Source organism: Blautia sp. Marseille-P2398 (genome assembly GCF_964240315.1).
GTDB lineage: Bacteria > Bacillota > Clostridia > Lachnospirales > Lachnospiraceae > Blautia_A > Blautia_A wexlerae.
The window spans coordinates 246,265-262,367 of sequence record NZ_CAXSTD010000003.1 but is presented as its reverse complement, the minus strand read 5'-3'; the positions used below and the strand labels follow the sequence as shown (position 1 = coordinate 262,367).

The 16,103-nt window shown below is 39.6% G+C and carries 15 protein-coding genes and 1 pseudogene; all 16 read left to right on the top strand.

Annotation, left to right across the window (positions count from 1 at the left end; genetic code table 11):
- The first annotated feature begins 13 nt into the window (after positions 1–13).
- On the top strand, positions 14–802 hold the full coding sequence (minD, locus tag ACESZG_RS05695) for a septum site-determining protein MinD (RefSeq protein WP_008703173.1): 789 nt from the start codon (positions 14–16) through the stop codon (positions 800–802).
- A gap of 25 nt (positions 803–827) precedes the next feature.
- Complete coding sequence (gene minE, locus ACESZG_RS05690; RefSeq protein ID WP_020993911.1) at positions 828–1,115, top strand: cell division topological specificity factor MinE; 288 nt, start codon at positions 828–830, stop codon at positions 1,113–1,115.
- Positions 1,109–2,269, top strand: a complete 1,161-nt coding sequence (locus tag ACESZG_RS05685; protein WP_025578412.1) for an FtsW/RodA/SpoVE family cell cycle protein — start codon at positions 1,109–1,111, stop codon at positions 2,267–2,269. Before minE ends, ACESZG_RS05685 begins: the two co-directional genes overlap by 7 nt.
- Positions 2,266–3,465, top strand: coding sequence for a serine hydrolase (locus ACESZG_RS05680; protein ID WP_347044567.1), 1,200 nt, complete (start codon positions 2,266–2,268; stop codon positions 3,463–3,465). The genes ACESZG_RS05685 and ACESZG_RS05680 overlap by 4 nt, the downstream gene beginning before the upstream one ends.
- A 177-nt stretch (positions 3,466–3,642) precedes the next feature.
- Positions 3,643–4,182 (top strand): hypothetical protein, encoded by a 540-nt coding sequence (locus tag ACESZG_RS05675; protein ID WP_368210838.1) that lies wholly within the window; start codon positions 3,643–3,645, stop codon positions 4,180–4,182.
- A gap of 654 nt (positions 4,183–4,836) precedes the next feature.
- Positions 4,837–5,619, top strand: a pseudogene (locus tag ACESZG_RS05670) (ZIP family metal transporter).
- 19 nt (positions 5,620–5,638) lie between these two features.
- Positions 5,639–6,550 carry a ketopantoate reductase family protein gene (locus ACESZG_RS05665; protein ID WP_173720970.1) on the top strand — a complete coding sequence of 304 codons (912 nt, stop codon included), beginning with the start codon at positions 5,639–5,641 and terminating at the stop codon, positions 6,548–6,550.
- Between the two features lie 13 nt (positions 6,551–6,563).
- Positions 6,564–7,232 (top strand): class I SAM-dependent methyltransferase, encoded by a 669-nt coding sequence (locus ACESZG_RS05660; protein ID WP_368210837.1) that lies wholly within the window; start codon positions 6,564–6,566, stop codon positions 7,230–7,232.
- A complete protein-coding gene (locus ACESZG_RS05655) occupies positions 7,222–7,923 on the top strand; it encodes a transglutaminase family protein (RefSeq protein WP_015527132.1) in 702 nt (233 codons plus the stop codon). Before ACESZG_RS05660 ends, ACESZG_RS05655 begins: the two co-directional genes overlap by 11 nt.
- 40 nt (positions 7,924–7,963) lie before the next feature.
- Entirely contained in the window at positions 7,964–8,617 is a 654-nt protein-coding gene (locus tag ACESZG_RS05650; RefSeq protein ID WP_368211239.1) for a class I SAM-dependent methyltransferase, read from the top strand.
- A 187-nt stretch (positions 8,618–8,804) separates the two neighbouring features.
- Entirely contained in the window at positions 8,805–9,791 is a 987-nt protein-coding gene (locus tag ACESZG_RS05645) for a helix-turn-helix domain-containing protein (RefSeq protein ID WP_368211237.1), read from the top strand.
- Entirely contained in the window at positions 9,778–11,592 is a 1,815-nt protein-coding gene (locus ACESZG_RS05640; RefSeq protein ID WP_368211235.1) for an ABC transporter ATP-binding protein, read from the top strand. Before ACESZG_RS05645 ends, ACESZG_RS05640 begins: the two co-directional genes overlap by 14 nt.
- Positions 11,577–13,337, top strand: a complete 1,761-nt coding sequence (locus ACESZG_RS05635) for an ABC transporter ATP-binding protein (protein WP_368211233.1) — start codon at positions 11,577–11,579, stop codon at positions 13,335–13,337. The genes ACESZG_RS05640 and ACESZG_RS05635 overlap by 16 nt, the downstream gene beginning before the upstream one ends.
- A 15-nt stretch (positions 13,338–13,352) precedes the next feature.
- On the top strand, positions 13,353–13,949 hold the full coding sequence (locus ACESZG_RS05630; RefSeq protein ID WP_117449263.1) for an MptD family putative ECF transporter S component: 597 nt from the start codon (positions 13,353–13,355) through the stop codon (positions 13,947–13,949).
- Complete coding sequence (locus ACESZG_RS05625; protein WP_173720964.1) at positions 13,949–14,626, top strand: energy-coupling factor transporter transmembrane component T; 678 nt, start codon at positions 13,949–13,951, stop codon at positions 14,624–14,626. Before ACESZG_RS05630 ends, ACESZG_RS05625 begins: the two co-directional genes overlap by 1 nt.
- 5 nt (positions 14,627–14,631) lie before the next feature.
- Positions 14,632–15,912: an ABC transporter ATP-binding protein gene (locus tag ACESZG_RS05620; RefSeq protein ID WP_373217716.1), complete on the top strand. Its 1,281-nt coding sequence runs from the start codon at positions 14,632–14,634 to the stop codon at positions 15,910–15,912.
- Positions 15,913–16,103 lie beyond the last annotated feature (191 nt).

The following is a 16,103-nucleotide window of genomic DNA, read 5'->3' as shown; positions in this document are numbered from 1 at the left end:
GGAAATTGTAACTATGAGTGAAGTCATTGTGATTACTTCCGGCAAAGGCGGAGTAGGAAAAACCACAACTGTCGCCAATATCGGAACAGGTCTGGCTATGCTGGGCAAAAAAGTTGTTGTGGTTGATACAGATATCGGTCTGCGGAATCTGGATGTTGTTCTGGGCCTGGAGAACAGGATTGTCTATAATCTGGTGGATGTCATTAACGGAAGCTGCCGTCTGCGACAGGCTCTGATCAAGGATAAAAGACATCCGGAATTATGTCTTCTGCCATCTGCGCAGACAAAAGACAAATCCGCTGTGTCTCCGGAACAGATGATAAAACTGACCGACGATCTGAGAGAACAGTTTGATTATATTCTTCTGGACTGTCCGGCAGGAATTGAACAGGGATTTAAAAATGCGATCGCAGGTGCTGATAAAGCCCTGGTAGTTACCACGCCGGAGGTTTCTGCGATACGTGATGCAGATCGGATCATCGGACTCCTGGAAGCCAACGAGATCAGAGATATCAGCCTGATCATCAATCGCCTGCGGCCGGATATGATTGCAAGAGGTGATATGATGTCCGTAGATGATGTAACGGATATCCTTGCTGTTGATCTGATCGGAACAATTCTGGATGATGAACAGATTGTGATTGCCACAAATCAGGGGGAGCCTCTTTCCGGGAAATCTTCTCAGGCAGAAGAAGAATACATGAATATCTGTAAACGCCTTTTAGGTGAAGAGATTCCGTTTGCAGACATTAACAGGAAGCAGGGGTTATTAAGAAAAATAGGTAGTTTTTTCAAAAAGTAGCCTGTATTTATAAGGGGGAATCTGTGTGAAAGCTTTTTTTAAAGAAAAGAAGCGTTCAGCCGGATATGCAAGAGACCGCATGAAGCTTCTGCTGATCTCGGAACGTATCGACTGCTCTCCACAGATGATGAAAATGTTGCGGAATGATATGATACATACCGTAAAAAAATACCTTACTATTGATGAAGAACAGGTAAAAATCCAGATTACGCAGGAACCTGCAGTACTCCATGCGTATATTCCTGTTTTAAACAAAAAGGATAACCGTTTGGTATCTTCACAGTTACTAAAAAGGACAGATAAATTATGTTAAAGCAATATAAATTAAGATTTTACAATTTCAGACTGATCATTTTCCTGCTGGCGATCAGCCTGATAGGAGTTACACTGGTAGGCACAGCAGCATCGGACCTGCGATCAAAGCAGTTTGCCGGAGTAATACTTGGACTTATTGTCATGCTGATCCTTTCTTTGCTGGATTACTCATGGATCATGAACTTTCAGTGGATCATGTATGGATTTAATATTATCATGCTGATCGTTGTGCGTATTGCGGGTGACAGTGCTAACGGTGCCGCCAGATGGATCGGTATCGGATCTTTCCGATTTCAGCCGACAGAATTATCAAAAATTATCCTGATCGTATTCTTTGCAAAATTTTTTATGGATCATGAGGAAACACTGAATACACTTAAAACGCTGGCATTATCCGGCGTGTTACTGGCAGTACCTCTGTTCCTGATCCTGGAACAGCCGGACCTGAAAAATACAATTACTGTTGTAGTAATTTTCTGTATTATGATCTATATTGCAGGTTTAAGCTATAAGATCATCGGAGGAGCACTGCTTATTGCTGTTCCATTGACCATTATTTTTTTATCAATTGTTGTCCAGCCGGATCAGAAACTGCTCAAGGATTACCAGAGAAGTCGTATCATGTCTTTTTTGTATCCGGAAAACGAAGAATACTCGGATGATATTGAACAGCAGAATAACTCTAAAACTGCAATTGCTTCAGGGGAACTGGTTGGTAAGAAATTAAGCGGTGATAACAGTACAACTTCTGTAAATCAGGGAAACTTCGTGGCAGAGAATCAGACAGACTTTATTTTTGCTGTTGCAGGTGAAGAGTACGGATTTATTGGATGCGTGATAATTGTATTGCTACTTTTGGCAATTGCCTTTGAATGTATCCGGATGAGTCTTCGGGCAAAAGATTTGTCAGGAAAGGTTCTTTGCTGTGGAATCGGCGGCCTGATCGCACTACAGAGCTTCATTAATATCTGTGTTGCAACAGGTCTTGCGCCTAATACGGGAACTCCCCTTCCTTTTGTAAGCTATGGACTGACTTCGCTGGTAAGTCTGTATATTGGTATGGGGCTTGTACTCAATGTAGGACTTCAGAGCAGCACATACAATAAAGAAATTATTCAAAAAGAAATTGACAGAAGAGAGGATTACTTATGAGAACAAAAAAGAAATCTTCCGGTAAAATACCGGAAAAGAAATCTGCTGTTCCATACAAATCTACAGCTCCGCACAGACACAAACCTTCCAGACCGCTTCAGACAGTCAAACTGCCGAAATCGCAGATGCCATCCAGACAAACAGAGGAGCATCAGGCTTTGCTACGTACAAAATATCATAAAAAGCGTCAGAGATTAAAACATATATTCAGGATTCTGGTTGGTGTATTTGTGATTCTTGCAGCTGCCGGCGGTGTTTTTTACGGATGGAATATATTAAGCGGAAATTATTTTGGTACTCCTGAACAGGCTTTTGATTCTTCTGAAGTTTTCACAAATGCCCTTGCAGCTAAGGAAAATATGAGAACAGAATCTTTCGCCCAGAAATTATGCGTTTCCCCCAAAGGAAATGTTGATCGTATTAAGAATGCCCAGCTGGAAGATGGACAGAAAGGGTTGCTGTTCAGTCTGAGTAATCATAAAGTACTGTATGCAAACGGCATTTATGATAAGGTGTATCCTGCAAGTATTACCAAGATCATGACAGCAATGCTTGCATTACAGAGTGGAAAACTGAATGACACTGTCACGATCACTCAGGATAATGTTACACTGGAGGATGGATCACAGGTCTGCGGATTTGTAGCCGGCGATCAGGTTACCCTTGATCAGCTTCTCCACTGTCTGCTTGTATATTCCGGCAATGATGCAGCTTCTGCCATTGCGGAATATGTTGGAGGCAGTACAGAGAACTTCGTACAGATGATGAATGATTATGCCGCAAAGCTTGGATGTACAGGAACACATTTTTCCAATCCACATGGACTGCAGGATGAAAATCACTATACAACACCATATGATATTTATCTGATGCTGAATGAAGCATTCACCTACCCTGAATTTACAGAAATTACAGAGTTGCCGTCTTATACAGTAACCTATACAGGCTCAGACGGAACAGAAAAAAGCACCACGCTTACCGCAACAGACCATTATCTTACCGGAGAGGCAACAGCCCCAAAAGATGTTACAATTCTCGGTGGTAAAACCGGAACAACAGAAGTAGCCGGCAATTGTCTTGCAATCCTTACACAGAATGCATACGGAAAAACTTTTGTTTCAATTGTAATGGGAGCTGCTACGAAAGAACTTCTGTATCAGGAGATGAATTCACTGCTTCAGAATATCAACAGTTAGTCAACATAAAACGGATACAGTTATCATTAATTGTATCCGTTTTATGTTATAGAAAATTCTCCGCAATGTTTTTATAACACCTATAACATAATAAAGTCTTCCGACAGGGGTCGTACAAGACCATCCACTTTGCTGTTACAAGAATTCCGGTTACATAAAAGAACGAGGTGAAAGATCATGAATAACAATTGTATTACAACATACACAGGCAAACATATAGATCCATTACATCCGGATCCGGATATGATCTGTATCGAAGATATTGCACATGCCTTATCTTTAATCTGCCGCGGAAACGGACAGGTAAAAACTTTTTTTTCAGTAGGTCAGCATTGCATCAACTGTGCCAGAGAAGCCCTTGCGCGAGGATATTCCAGGCGTGTGGCATTTGCCTGCCTTCTGCACGATGCCAGCGAATGTTATTTATCTGATGTGCCAAGACCATTCAAGAAAACCCTCTCAGGATATAAAGAGCAGGAGAAAAATCTGCTGGATCTGATCTATCAGAAATATCTTGGGAGCCCATTAAACGCAAAAGAAGAACAATTATTAAAAGAAATCGATGATGATATGCTCTGGTTTGACCTTACACACCTGCTAAATGAACCCCAGGAAAGGGAAGCACCGGAGATTCATATTACAATAGATTATACGGTACGGGCTTTCGAGGAAACAGAAAAGGAATACCTGGAATTGTATAGCTTTTTTACCAATTGAAAAAAATAAATTTCCGCGAAGAAGAACTTTTGCAGGTATCCAATGATTTTCTTTCAGGATGAACTGATGCAAAATTGGGAACTTGCAAAAGATATGAAGCTATTAAATAGAATTAATCCGCTTATCTAAAGGGGGGAAATCATATGAATGAATATTTTCACTGATCCGTTTACTGTATATAAGTTAGAATCCATTAATAATCTGATTGCTTGAATAATGTGATCACAATTTAATATGAGTAGCATAAACGCTCTCGGGAGTTAATCCTGGGGGCTTTGTTGCGCTAAAAAGTTTTTAATTTTTTGGTGATTTGTGAACTGAATGATCTTCATATTGTTTGATAAGACTCTCAAAATCTTCTATGATAGAAATATCTCATAGTGATAAATATCTCCAAAAATCCAGTAAAAACATATAATTTTTATATTTTCGTTACTGTGAACGGAGTGAACAGTAACACTGACCTCCGGCTTTTTGTAAATTGTTAAAAGAATTATATTGTTATATGATTTCGTAAGTGATATACTTAAACATAAGTAAAACCGTGTGAAATTACAGTTTGCTTTTCGCACGGTTTCTTTTATACATAGCAGTTAGTTAAAACTAACAACAGAACGATGTGAAAGTACTTTTGACTATACAGAGGAATACATAATGCTAATGAATGTTTTTGAAGGTATACTGATTCCATTTGTTGGAACAACGCTAGGTGCAGCATGCGTGTTTTTTATGAGAAAAATACTTAGAAAGTTACTACAACGTGCACTTGCAGGGTTTGCAGCAGGTATAATGGTTGCTGCTTCAATCTGGAGTCTTCTGATTCCGGCAATTAAACAATCTGAGAATATGGGAACTTTATCGTTTGTTCCGGCAGTTGTTGGGTTCTGGATTGGTATATTGTTTTTACTCGCACTTGATCATTTGATTCCACATCTTCATGTTGGAAGTGATCAGGCAGAGGGACCGAAAAGCAAACTTGGCCGTACTACGATGATGGTGTTGACAGTTACATTACATAATATCCCTGAAGGTATGGCAGTTGGTGTTATGTATGCAGGATTTCTTGCTGAAAATGCACAGATTACAGCAACAAGTGCACTTGCTTTATCACTTGGAATTGCTATCCAGAATTTCCCGTAAGGAGCGATTATATCCATGCCGCTTAGGGCAGAGGGTGAAAGTAAGAGAAAGGCATTTCTGGGAGGTGTACTTTCAGGAGTCGTTGAACCGGTTGGAGCAGTAATGACGATTCTTGTCGCACAGCTGGTAATCCCGACATTACCATATTTACTCAGCTTTGCAGCAGGAGCTATGTTATATGTCGTGGTTGAAGAACTAATTCCGGAAATGTCTCAGGGACAGCACTCGAATATTGGTACGCTTTTCTTTGCGGTTGGATTTAGTTTGATGATGATTCTGGATGTGGCACTGGGGTAAGAGGAGAGGAATGATTCTTATGAGAATATTGATTTATGGTGCTGGTGTGATTGGATCCTTGTATGCGGCTTTATTTGCAGAAGCCGGTTATGATACAAATATTTATGCCAGAGGTAAAAGACTTGAGGCTTTAAGAAATAATGGATTGCAATATAAGAAAAATCAGGAAGTAATAAAGGCAGAGATTAGGATTCTTGGAGAACTACCAAACGATGATATTTATGATTTTGTCTTGCTTACTGTCCGGGAAAACCAGCTGTGTGAAGCACTAACTGAATTGAAAAATAATAAAAGTAATACGATTGTTACAATGATAAATTCACTGGACAGTTACAATAAATGGGAAGACATTGTCGGAAAAGGAAGAATATTACCGGCTTTTCCAGGAGCAGGCGGAAGTATAAATGATGATGGTATCCTTGATGCAGCACTTACTCCAAGGTTGATTCAGCCGACAACATTTGCAGAAATATCAGGAAATAAATCCGAAAGAACTAAGCAGTTTTCAGAGATATTGAGGCATGCTCATATACCATACCAGAAAGTAACGGATATGCATCTATGGCAGCTTTGTCATCTTGCTATGGTGGTACCAATTGCGGATGCGTATTATGAATCAGACAATCCGGAGAAAGTAGAAAAAGAATGGAAAATCATGAGGAAAACAGCAGAAAGGCTGAAAAGAAATTTTATTTTTTTGCGAAAACAAAATGGTAAACTGTCACCATGGAAAATGAATATTTTTCGCTTTTTACCCTTGCCATTTTTAGCGATTATGCTGGTAGTTACATTTGGAAGCAGTTTTGGAGATAAATTTATGTATCAACATGCTATGAAGGCACCAGATGAAATGAGGGAATTGCATAAGCAGTTTTATGCTTATATAAAAAAAATGAAGAAATGCGGATGCAAGGCGAAAAAGGTACAGTGATTGGAGAAAAAGCATGAAAAATGAAGAATATAAAAAATTGTCAATTAAAGAATTTACAAAAGCAGCAGGAAGATATGAAAGTAGCCATGCTGGTATTTACGAAATGTGCAAGAAAGATTATCCGGATATTCTGGAAGAATTAGAGAAGGAGTCATTTAGAGATTTATTAGATGCAGGCTACGGACCTGCTCCGATGATTTCTTTATTAGCAGAAAAATATCCAGACCGACATTATACAGGACTGGATCTGACTCCTGCCATAATTGAACAGGCAAAAAAGAAAAATATTCCAAATGCAACATTTGTTGTAGGAGACTGTGAGAACTTTCCTTCTGAAAAGGATTCATTTGATGCAATTATTTGTTCTATGAGCTTCCATCATTATCCGGATCCACAGGCATTTTTTGACAGTGTGAAAAGATGTCTTCGTCCAAATGGAAGATTGATACTGAGAGATGTGACCAGTGACAATAAAGTATTGGTATGGCTAATGAATATATTGGAAATGCCGTTGGCAAATATATGCGGACATGGAGATGTCCAGGTGCCAACAAGAGATGTGGTCATAAAATGTTGCAAAAAAGCAGGATTAAAAGTAGAAAAATTTGAAATTCGTAAAGGTATGCGAATGCATTGTGTTGTGAGAAAACCTATGGGAAAGGCGATAGGAAATGAAAGATAAGTATCTTAGGGAAACACGAATGGTTGATTTTTCTAATCCGGCAATTCAAAAACTTATTCAAAATATGAAATGGAAGGAAATGGGTGAATTTGAAAGGATTAAGGCAATCTACAACTATGTAAGAGATGATGTTTTATTTGGATATAATATTGATGACGGAATTTCAGCTTCAAAAGTACTTGCAGATGGTTATGGACAATGTAATACAAAAGGAACTTTATTTATGGCACTTTTACGTGCCTGCAATATTCCATGCAGAGTACATGGTTTTACGATTGATAAAAGATTGCAGAAAGGGGCTATGACAGGGTTTGTTTACCGTAATGCTCCAAAAAGTATTTTCCATAGCTGGGTAGAAATTAATTTCGAAAATCAGTGGTACGAACTGGAAGCTTTCATTTTGGATAAAACCTACATAAAGAAGTTACAGGAACAAAATTCGGAATGTACAGGTGCATTTTGCGGTTATGGAGTAGCAGTCAAGGATTTCAGAAATCTCATTATTGAGTTTGATAGGAACAATACTTATATTCAGAGCGAGGGAATCAATCAGGATTTTGGTGTTTATGATTGTCCAGATGAACTGTTGAAGGAACATCATCAAGAAATTTCAGCCTTTAAAGCATTTGCTTATAGACATATTGGAAGACACCTCATGAATCGTAATGTCAGGAAGATTAGAGAACGATAGTTTTAAGCTTTTAGAATTAAAATTAAATTTGGAGGGTAATATGGCAGACAAAATACAAAATGCTTATGAAACATCAAAAAATATATATGACGATGTTCTTACGCAAAGAAATATTTTCAGCAAACTGTATATTAAGTTATTTTGGAGTGGCACTGATGATAATGATATAGCGCGAAAAGTTTTATCATATGTTCCTGATGACTTTTCAGGAAATCTTCTTGATGTTCCGGTTGGAATTGCTGTATTTACGGAAAACAAATGGAGTTCTCTGAAAAATACACATATTACTTGTATTGATTACAGCATGGATATGCTTGAACAAGCCAGAAAAAGACTTGGTAGTCATGCACATATCAAATGTATTCAGGGTGATGTGGGAAATCTGCAAATGGAGAATGAATCTGTTGATACCGTTGTCAGTATGAATGGTTTTCATGCATTTCTTGATAAGCAAAAAGCATTTCATGAAATATGGCGTATTTTGAAACCAGGCGGCGATTTCATTGCCTGTTTTTATATCAGGGGAAATTCGAAACGGACAGATTGGCTGGTAAAAAATATTCTTGCAAAGAAAGGGTGGTTTTCTCCACCATTTCAGACGGAGAAAGAGCTGAGAGATATCCTTCAAAAACTATATAAAGAAACGGATATCCATGTTGACGGTTCTATGGTATATTTCCGTTGTGTGAAGTAATGCAATGATGCTGGATTTATAATAAAGTTTCAGATAATAAGTCTGGAACTTTATTTTTTGTCCAAATGGATTGCCAAGGTCCATTCGGGTATGGATAAAGCTTAATTCTCATGGTAAGATATAAAAAGTTAGAAATGACTAACGAAGAAAATATAGCTATATGAAGGGAATGAGAAGAAATTTGAATGTGAATGAAATTGCAAGCCTTGGAAGTAATGTGAAACCTGTGATTCAGAATGAGAATTGTTCGATTCTTATACTGAATGATGCGACAGGAGAAGGAGTGATGACGATTTACCGAGTACTGCCCGGAGTGATGATTTGTTTTTCAGACATGCATATGGAACAGTGTGTATCTGAATTTGAATTGAAGAATGACAGAAAAATATTCTGTATTGACCATTGCCGGGAGGGAAGAATTGAGATGGAGGTAAAGCCAGGCGTGTTCAGCATTATGCAGGAAAATGAACTTCGTCTGGATAACAGAGAGAATCATAAAGGGACAACTTATTATCCGCTGAAGCATTATCACGGAGTCAGTATTTTCATGGAAGTTGTGGAAGTTCAGAAGGTACTTGATGAATTGTATCATGGATTTTCCGTTTCCATTGAGAAACTTCGAAGCCGGTATTGTGCCGAAGAGAAACCTTATGTAATTCGTGGAGATAAGGAGCTTGGGTCAATTCTTTCAGGATTTTACCAGAAAAACATGGCACATCCGGAACTTGCAAAAGCAAAAGAATATTATCAGATAAAAGTCGTGGAATTGTTGTTGTACTTAAACACGATGACCGTAGAAGACAGGAAAGAAGTCAGACCATATTATTACAAAACTCAGATGGAAAAAATCAAAGGGATTCATGCGCAGATCACAGGGAATCCTCAGACACGGTTTACCATCGAAGAACTTTCCTCTATGTATGAGATTCCACTGACAACTATGAAAAAATGTTTCAAAGATGTTTATGGAGATTCTATTTATTCTTATCAGAAGAGGTACCGCATGAATCTGGCTGCAAATATGCTGTTACAGGATAAAGAGAAAGAAGTACAGGAGATCGCCGCAAGTGTAGGATATGAAAATCCGGGAAAATTTTCATCTGCATTTCGAAGTGTGATGGGGCTGTCTCCGGCAGAGTACCGATTCAAAAAGGAAACATATGATGGAAAATAAAAAAGTATCAGAAAAAAAGGACAGCTGGCTGAAAGTGTTGCTGAGCTATACCGAAGGAAGCGGGCAAAGGCTTGGAATATCTGTTATTTTATCTGTTATCAGTATTATTAGTGGACTTATGCCATATTATTGCATTTACCGTGGAATCGATTTGTATATAAGAAATCTGAATCAAGCTCCTATGCAGGAAATTTTAAGATGGTGTCTGTATGCCTTACTCTTTTACACTATAAAAATCGTAAGCTTTTCCGCATCCACATGGATATCACATATAGCAGCCTATCACATATTGGAGGGTTTAAGGCTCCGCCTGACAGACCGGTTTCTGAAAGCACCATTAGGAGATGTGGAAGGGCACAGTATTGGTGAAATCAAGAGCATTATGGTAGAAAAAATCGAAAATATGGAACCCCCCATTGCTCATATGATTCCGGAAGGAAGCGGACATCTCCTGCTTCCGGTAATCAGCTTTATCGCTTTGCTTACGCTGGACTGGAGAATTGCACTGGCTTCCCTTGTAACCGTTCCATTGTCTTTGGTATTTATGACACTTACCATGATTATCAGCGGAAAAAGTTTCACTCAGTACGACGAATCCAATGCACATATGAACAGTACTATTGTGGAATACATAGAGGGCATAGAGGTTATTAAGGCATTTGGCAGGGCAGGAACCTCTTATGAGAAATATGCAAAAGCAATTCTGGATTATAAGAAATTCGTTGTGAAATGGCTGTCTTCCACCTGGATCACCATGAAAATGACATTCGCCCTGTTTCCATCGACACTGCTTGGAACTTTGCCTGTGGGACTGTATCTGACGATGCATGGTCAGTTGATCATATCACAGCTTGTGCTGGCAGTCATGCTGTCCATGTCCATGGTGACATCTTTTGCAAAAATAGAGGTATTCTCTGAAAATCTTCGTGAAATGCAATATAACATCGAAAGCATACAGGATTTTCTTACGATGAAAGAATTGCCGGAGCCTTCTGTATATGCAAATATCAACAGCTATGATGTGAAACTGGAAAATGTGCATTTCTCTTATACCGGTGAGGAAAAGGACGAGGTGCTGCATGGAATTGACCTGACGATGCCGGCAGGAAGTTTTAGTGCATTGGTCGGACCGAGCGGGGGAGGTAAATCTACAGTAGCAAGGTTGATTTCAAGATTCTGGGATGTGACATCCGGCGACATTACCATAGGCGGTGTAAATATTAGGGAAATGCCATTGTCACAGCTTTCAGAAATGATCAGTTTTGTGACACAGGATAATTTCCTGTTCCGGTGTTCTATCATGGAAAATATACGTCTCGGCAATCCGGCTGCATCGGATGAAGAGGTACGGGAAGCAGCAAGAAAGGCATGCTGCCAGGAGTTTATAGAGAAGCTGCCGCAGGGCTATGATACCCCGGCTAGGGAGGCAGGAAAACGCCTGTCCGGTGGAGAAAAGCAGAGAATTGCTATTGCCAGAATGGTATTAAAAAATGCACCGATCGTCATCCTTGACGAAGCGACTGCATTTACGGATCCGGAAAATGAAAACAAGATTCAGAAGAGTATTGAAGAACTGACAAAAGGCAAGACATTGCTGATCATTGCACACAGACTTTCCACAATCACAGATGCAGACAAAATCGTTGTTTTGAAAAATGGCTGTATAGAAGGGGCGGGAACCCAGGAAGAGCTGCTTCAGAATTGTCAGCTTTATCAGCGAATGTGGCAGGCTCATGTGGGAGCAAGACACTGGGCAGTGGGAAGTCAGAAAGAAGGTGAAGACTCATGTTTGGCACTGTAAAAAGAATCATTGACTGGTGTGGAAGCTTTAAAAAGAATCTGTATATTGGTTTTATTTTTTCCTTTTTTTCAGGCTGGTTTGCGGCAATGCCTGTCGTATGGGCTGCATATATGATCGGGAAGCTTGTAGAATGCGAAGGACAGGGAAAAGCTGTCTCAACGGTTTGGATTGGGAAAAGTATCGTGATTCTGCTGTTCTTCATTTTTCTGCGCTTTCTGTTTGATTATCTGAGAGCAAGATTTCAGGAGTCGATCAGTTATGAATTGATTGCCAGAGACAGACTTGCAGTAGGAGATGCACTGAAACGTGTATCTTTAGGATATTTCCAGAATATGAATACAGGTACGATTCTTAATTCCATCACGACAGGCCTTCATACACTGGAAGGAATGGGAATCCGTATGATTGATAACTTTGTAGGAGGTTATCTGAATTTTATCTGCATCCTTTTGTGGCTCACCTGTGTGAACTGGAGAGTGGGGCTGATTGCAGTGACGGGTGCTGCTGTTTCTCTGATATTTCTGCTTATCATTTCAAAGTACAGTACAAGAAATGCACCAATCCTTGCTGCGGCAAACAGAGATCTGACCGGAGCAATCCTGGAATATGCCAGAGGACTTTCTGTAGTGAAATCCTTTGGAAAAGCAGGAGCTTCTATGGAGTCAATGAAAAAAGCATGCAGGGACAGCCGTGACATTAATCTGAAAATAGAATGGGGATATATTCCTTATAATGCACTGCATCTGCTGGCGTTAAAAACAGCAAGTGTGTGTATCGTAATTGCTACGTTTTATCTGGGATTTTCCGGACAGTTGGATTTTACTTATATGATGTTTGTGATTCTGCTGTCATTTCATGTGTTTGGTTCTTTGGAGCCGATTACAGACTGTGCTCATGTACTGGCTGTCATTGATGACGCCCTGGAGCATTTGGATGAATTGACAAAAGAGTCCTTCATTGATGCAGATGGACAGCAGATAGAGATTGCACACTATGATATCGAATTTCAGAATGTAGATTTTTCTTACGGGGAAGGGAAGGAGAGAAGACAGGTGCTCCATAATGTGAATCTGAAAATTCCGGAGTATTCAGTTACAGCAATCGTGGGTCCTTCCGGAAGCGGAAAATCTACGATCTGCAATCTGATTGCCCGGTTTTATGATGCAGACAGTGGAAGTGTTCGTGTGGGAGGACATGATGTGAAAGAATTTACTTGTGACAGTCTGTTATCCAACATTTCCATGGTATTTCAGAATGTATATTTGTTTCATGATACAGTGAGGAATAATATTTGCTTTGGAAAACCGGATGCAACAGAAGCAGAAATGGTAGAAGCGGCAAAGAAAGCATGCTGCCATGATTTTATTATGGCATTACCGGAAGGCTACGATACTGTCATCGGTGAAGGGGGTGGGAGCCTGTCCGGTGGAGAAAAACAGCGCATTTCCATCGCAAGAGCGATTCTAAAAGATGCACCGATTATTATACTTGACGAAGCGACAGCCAGTGTAGATCCGGAAAATGAACATTTGATCCAGGCAGCTATATCGGAACTTACAAAAGGAAAAACCATAGTAACAATCGCACACAGACTGGCGACAATTGAGCAGGCAGATCAGATTCTGGTGGTGGATGATGGGCAGATTATTCAGAGGGGAACCCACAAAGAGCTTGTGGCTGTTCCTGGAAAATATAAGGATTTTGTAGATATCAGAATTCAGTCGGAAGGCTGGAAAATCGGCTAAGGAGGAACGAAAGACATGGAAGAATCAAGAAAATTATCAGGAAAGGATCTTATTACAATAGGAATCTTCTCTGCAATTTATTTTATGCTCAATCTAGCAGCTATGTTTACTGGATTTGTGCCAGTGTTGTGGCTGCTGTTACCGGGCGTGACAGGAATTGTGACCGGAATCCCATTCCTGCTTATGACAGCTAAAGTGAGAAAACCAGGGGCAGTATTTATTATGGGAACAATTACTGCATTGCTTTATTTCGTGACTGGTCAGTTTACAGTATTGTTACTGATTACATTTGCTATTGCATGTATATTGTCGGAACTGTACAGGTCTGTGACAAAGTATGATAACAGTTTTACACATATGATGATATCGTTTGTGTTTTTCTGTTATGGAATGCTTGGCTCTCCACTGGCAATATGGGTGTATAAAGACAGTTTTTTGGCGCAGATTCAGCAAAATGGAATGTCTGCAGAATATGTCCGGTCTTTATCGGGATTGATTTCTACGCCAATGCTGATTATACTTTGTATCTCTCCAGTCATAGGAGGCGTGATTGGAGCGTTGATTGCTAAAGGTTTATTCCGTAAACATTTTAAGAAAGCAGGGATTGTCTGATGAATAAGATAACAGTCATCAATCATCTTGATCCAAGAGCTGGGCTGTGGCTGCTTTTAATGGCAAATATTGGTATGTTCTGTCAGAAAACTTCTGAGCAGGGGAGTATGCTTTCAGGCATATTTCTCCAACTTATTCTGGTGCATGGACTATATAAGGCGGCAGGTAAAGGTATCGTTTTACTTGTTTCTTTCCACCTTTTACTAATGTATGTATTTCCGCAGTGCCCCGCATGGATGAATATGGTGTTTCCAGTTTTAGTTAATTATTCATTGCGTATGCTGCCGTGTGTTTTGGCAGGTTTGTTGCTGCTTCGAACATCGTCCATACAGAAAATGATCGCTGCCATGTATACACTGCATCTACCACAAGGATTTATCATAGCAATGTCTACGACACTTCGATATTTTCCAGCTTTGAAAGAGGAGTTCGTACATATAAATGCTGCTATGAAACTTCAGAATATCTCATGGGCATCCCGCTTGGAGTGTACGGTAGTTCCATTGATCGTGTCTGCAGTCAATACATCGGATGAAATAGCAGCGGCGGCAGTGGCAAGAGGAATCGAGAATCCAGGAAAAAAGACTAGTGAAATAACACTTCACATGGGAATTTCAGACTGGTTGATAATGATTTTGGTAACATTTGGAATACTTATAGTGGTGATTGCGGGATAAAGAAAATGATAAAGTTTGAAAATGTAAATGTAACAATGCAAGGAAAAAGAATTCTGTCAGATATAAATCTGGAGATACAGGATGGGGAGTTCGTATTGATATGCGGGGAAAGTGGATGTGGAAAAACCACAATGACAAAACTGATTAATGGATTGATTCCGCATTTTGTAAGGGATGTCAGCGTAGATGGAACGATTACGGTTTGCGGGAAAAATGTTGCAGAGATGCCTATGTATGAGATTGCAGAGCTTGTAGAGTCTGTTTTTCAGAATCCAAGAACTCAGTTTTTTTATACGAATTCTAATGCTGAGATGGCATTTGGCCTGGAAAACAGAGGCGTGGAACCGGAATATATACGAAAAAGAATTAAGAATACAATAAATGAATTAGATATAGAGAAGCTGGAAGACCGGGATGTATTTTCCATGTCAGGTGGTGAGAAACAGCTTCTTGCGTTTGCATCAGTATATGCTATGAATCCGCAGATTTATGTGCTGGATGAGCCGTCAGCGAATTTGGATATAGCAGCGATGGAAAAGCTGAGTGAAAGAATGAAGGTAATTAAGGAGAAGGGACATACTGTAGTTGTGGCAGAGCATCGTCTGGCATGGATCCAGAAATTCGCAGACAGAATTATTTATATGAAAGAAGGACGTATAGAACAAGAATTTACATCAGATGAGTTTAAGGCTTTGTCTGATCTGAAACGAAAACAAATGGGGCTCAGAAGTATCGTTCCTGAACAGATACAGATCCCGGAGATTATAGGAAACTCAGAAGACGCAGTACTTCAGATTTGTAACCTTTCATGTAAGAGAAAGAAACAGATGATTTTTCAGAATATTAGTTTATCTGCAAGAGCGGGAGACATCATCGGTATCACAGGGAAAAACGGTGCCGGAAAATCTACTTTTTGCAATTGCTTGTGCGGTCTGCTTAAGCCCAAAGGCGGCGAGATTCTGTATCAAGGGAAAAAGCTGTCGGAAAAGGCCCGGACCAAACTGTTCGGGATGGTCATGCAGGAAGTCAATCATCAGTTGTTTTCAGATAGTGTGAAAAATGAATGTCTGCTTGCAAATGAAGAAGCCTCTGAACAAGAAATCAGGGAATTACTTGAAAAATTTGACTTGGAAGAGTATGCAGAATATCATCCGATGATATTATCTGGTGGACAGAGACAGAGGCTTGCTATTTGCCAGGCAGTTATGGGTGAAAAAAGCTGCTTATTTTCGATGAACCTACCAGTGGGTTGGATTTTAGGCATATGTGTCAGGTGGAAAAATTGATGAAACAATTGTCAGAAGAAAAATATATTATTATAGTTGTAACACATGACTATGAGTTTTTGAATCGAGCTTGTAAGAGGTATATTAGAATAAATAGTTAACTTTTAGGAAAGGAAAACGGATTAAAGGAAGAAATTATCCATTCATGAACGGCTTGAGATTAATAAGAGGATTATTCAAGAAAAGCAGGG

Bases quoted from the DNA above. Each gene is read 5' to 3' on its own strand.
- ACESZG_RS05675 (WP_368210838.1), top strand. From the start codon at position 3,643: ATGAATAACAATTGTATTACAACATACACAGGCAAACATATAGATCCA.
- ACESZG_RS05620 (WP_373217716.1), top strand. From the start codon at position 14,632: ATGATAAAGTTTGAAAATGTAAATGTAACAATGCAAGGAAAAAGAATT.
- ACESZG_RS05640 (WP_368211235.1), top strand. From the start codon at position 9,778: ATGATGGAAAATAAAAAAGTATCAGAAAAAAAGGACAGCTGGCTGAAA.
- ACESZG_RS05660 (WP_368210837.1), top strand. From the start codon at position 6,564: ATGAAAAATGAAGAATATAAAAAATTGTCAATTAAAGAATTTACAAAA.
- ACESZG_RS05655 (WP_015527132.1), top strand. From the start codon at position 7,222: ATGAAAGATAAGTATCTTAGGGAAACACGAATGGTTGATTTTTCTAAT.
- minD (WP_008703173.1), top strand. From the start codon at position 14: ATGAGTGAAGTCATTGTGATTACTTCCGGCAAAGGCGGAGTAGGAAAA.
- ACESZG_RS05665 (WP_173720970.1), top strand. From the start codon at position 5,639: ATGAGAATATTGATTTATGGTGCTGGTGTGATTGGATCCTTGTATGCG.
- ACESZG_RS05685 (WP_025578412.1), top strand. From the start codon at position 1,109: ATGTTAAAGCAATATAAATTAAGATTTTACAATTTCAGACTGATCATT.
- ACESZG_RS05680 (WP_347044567.1), top strand. From the start codon at position 2,266: ATGAGAACAAAAAAGAAATCTTCCGGTAAAATACCGGAAAAGAAATCT.
- ACESZG_RS05635 (WP_368211233.1), top strand. From the start codon at position 11,577: ATGTTTGGCACTGTAAAAAGAATCATTGACTGGTGTGGAAGCTTTAAA.
- ACESZG_RS05625 (WP_173720964.1), top strand. From the start codon at position 13,949: ATGAATAAGATAACAGTCATCAATCATCTTGATCCAAGAGCTGGGCTG.
- ACESZG_RS05650 (WP_368211239.1), top strand. From the start codon at position 7,964: ATGGCAGACAAAATACAAAATGCTTATGAAACATCAAAAAATATATAT.
- ACESZG_RS05630 (WP_117449263.1), top strand. From the start codon at position 13,353: ATGGAAGAATCAAGAAAATTATCAGGAAAGGATCTTATTACAATAGGA.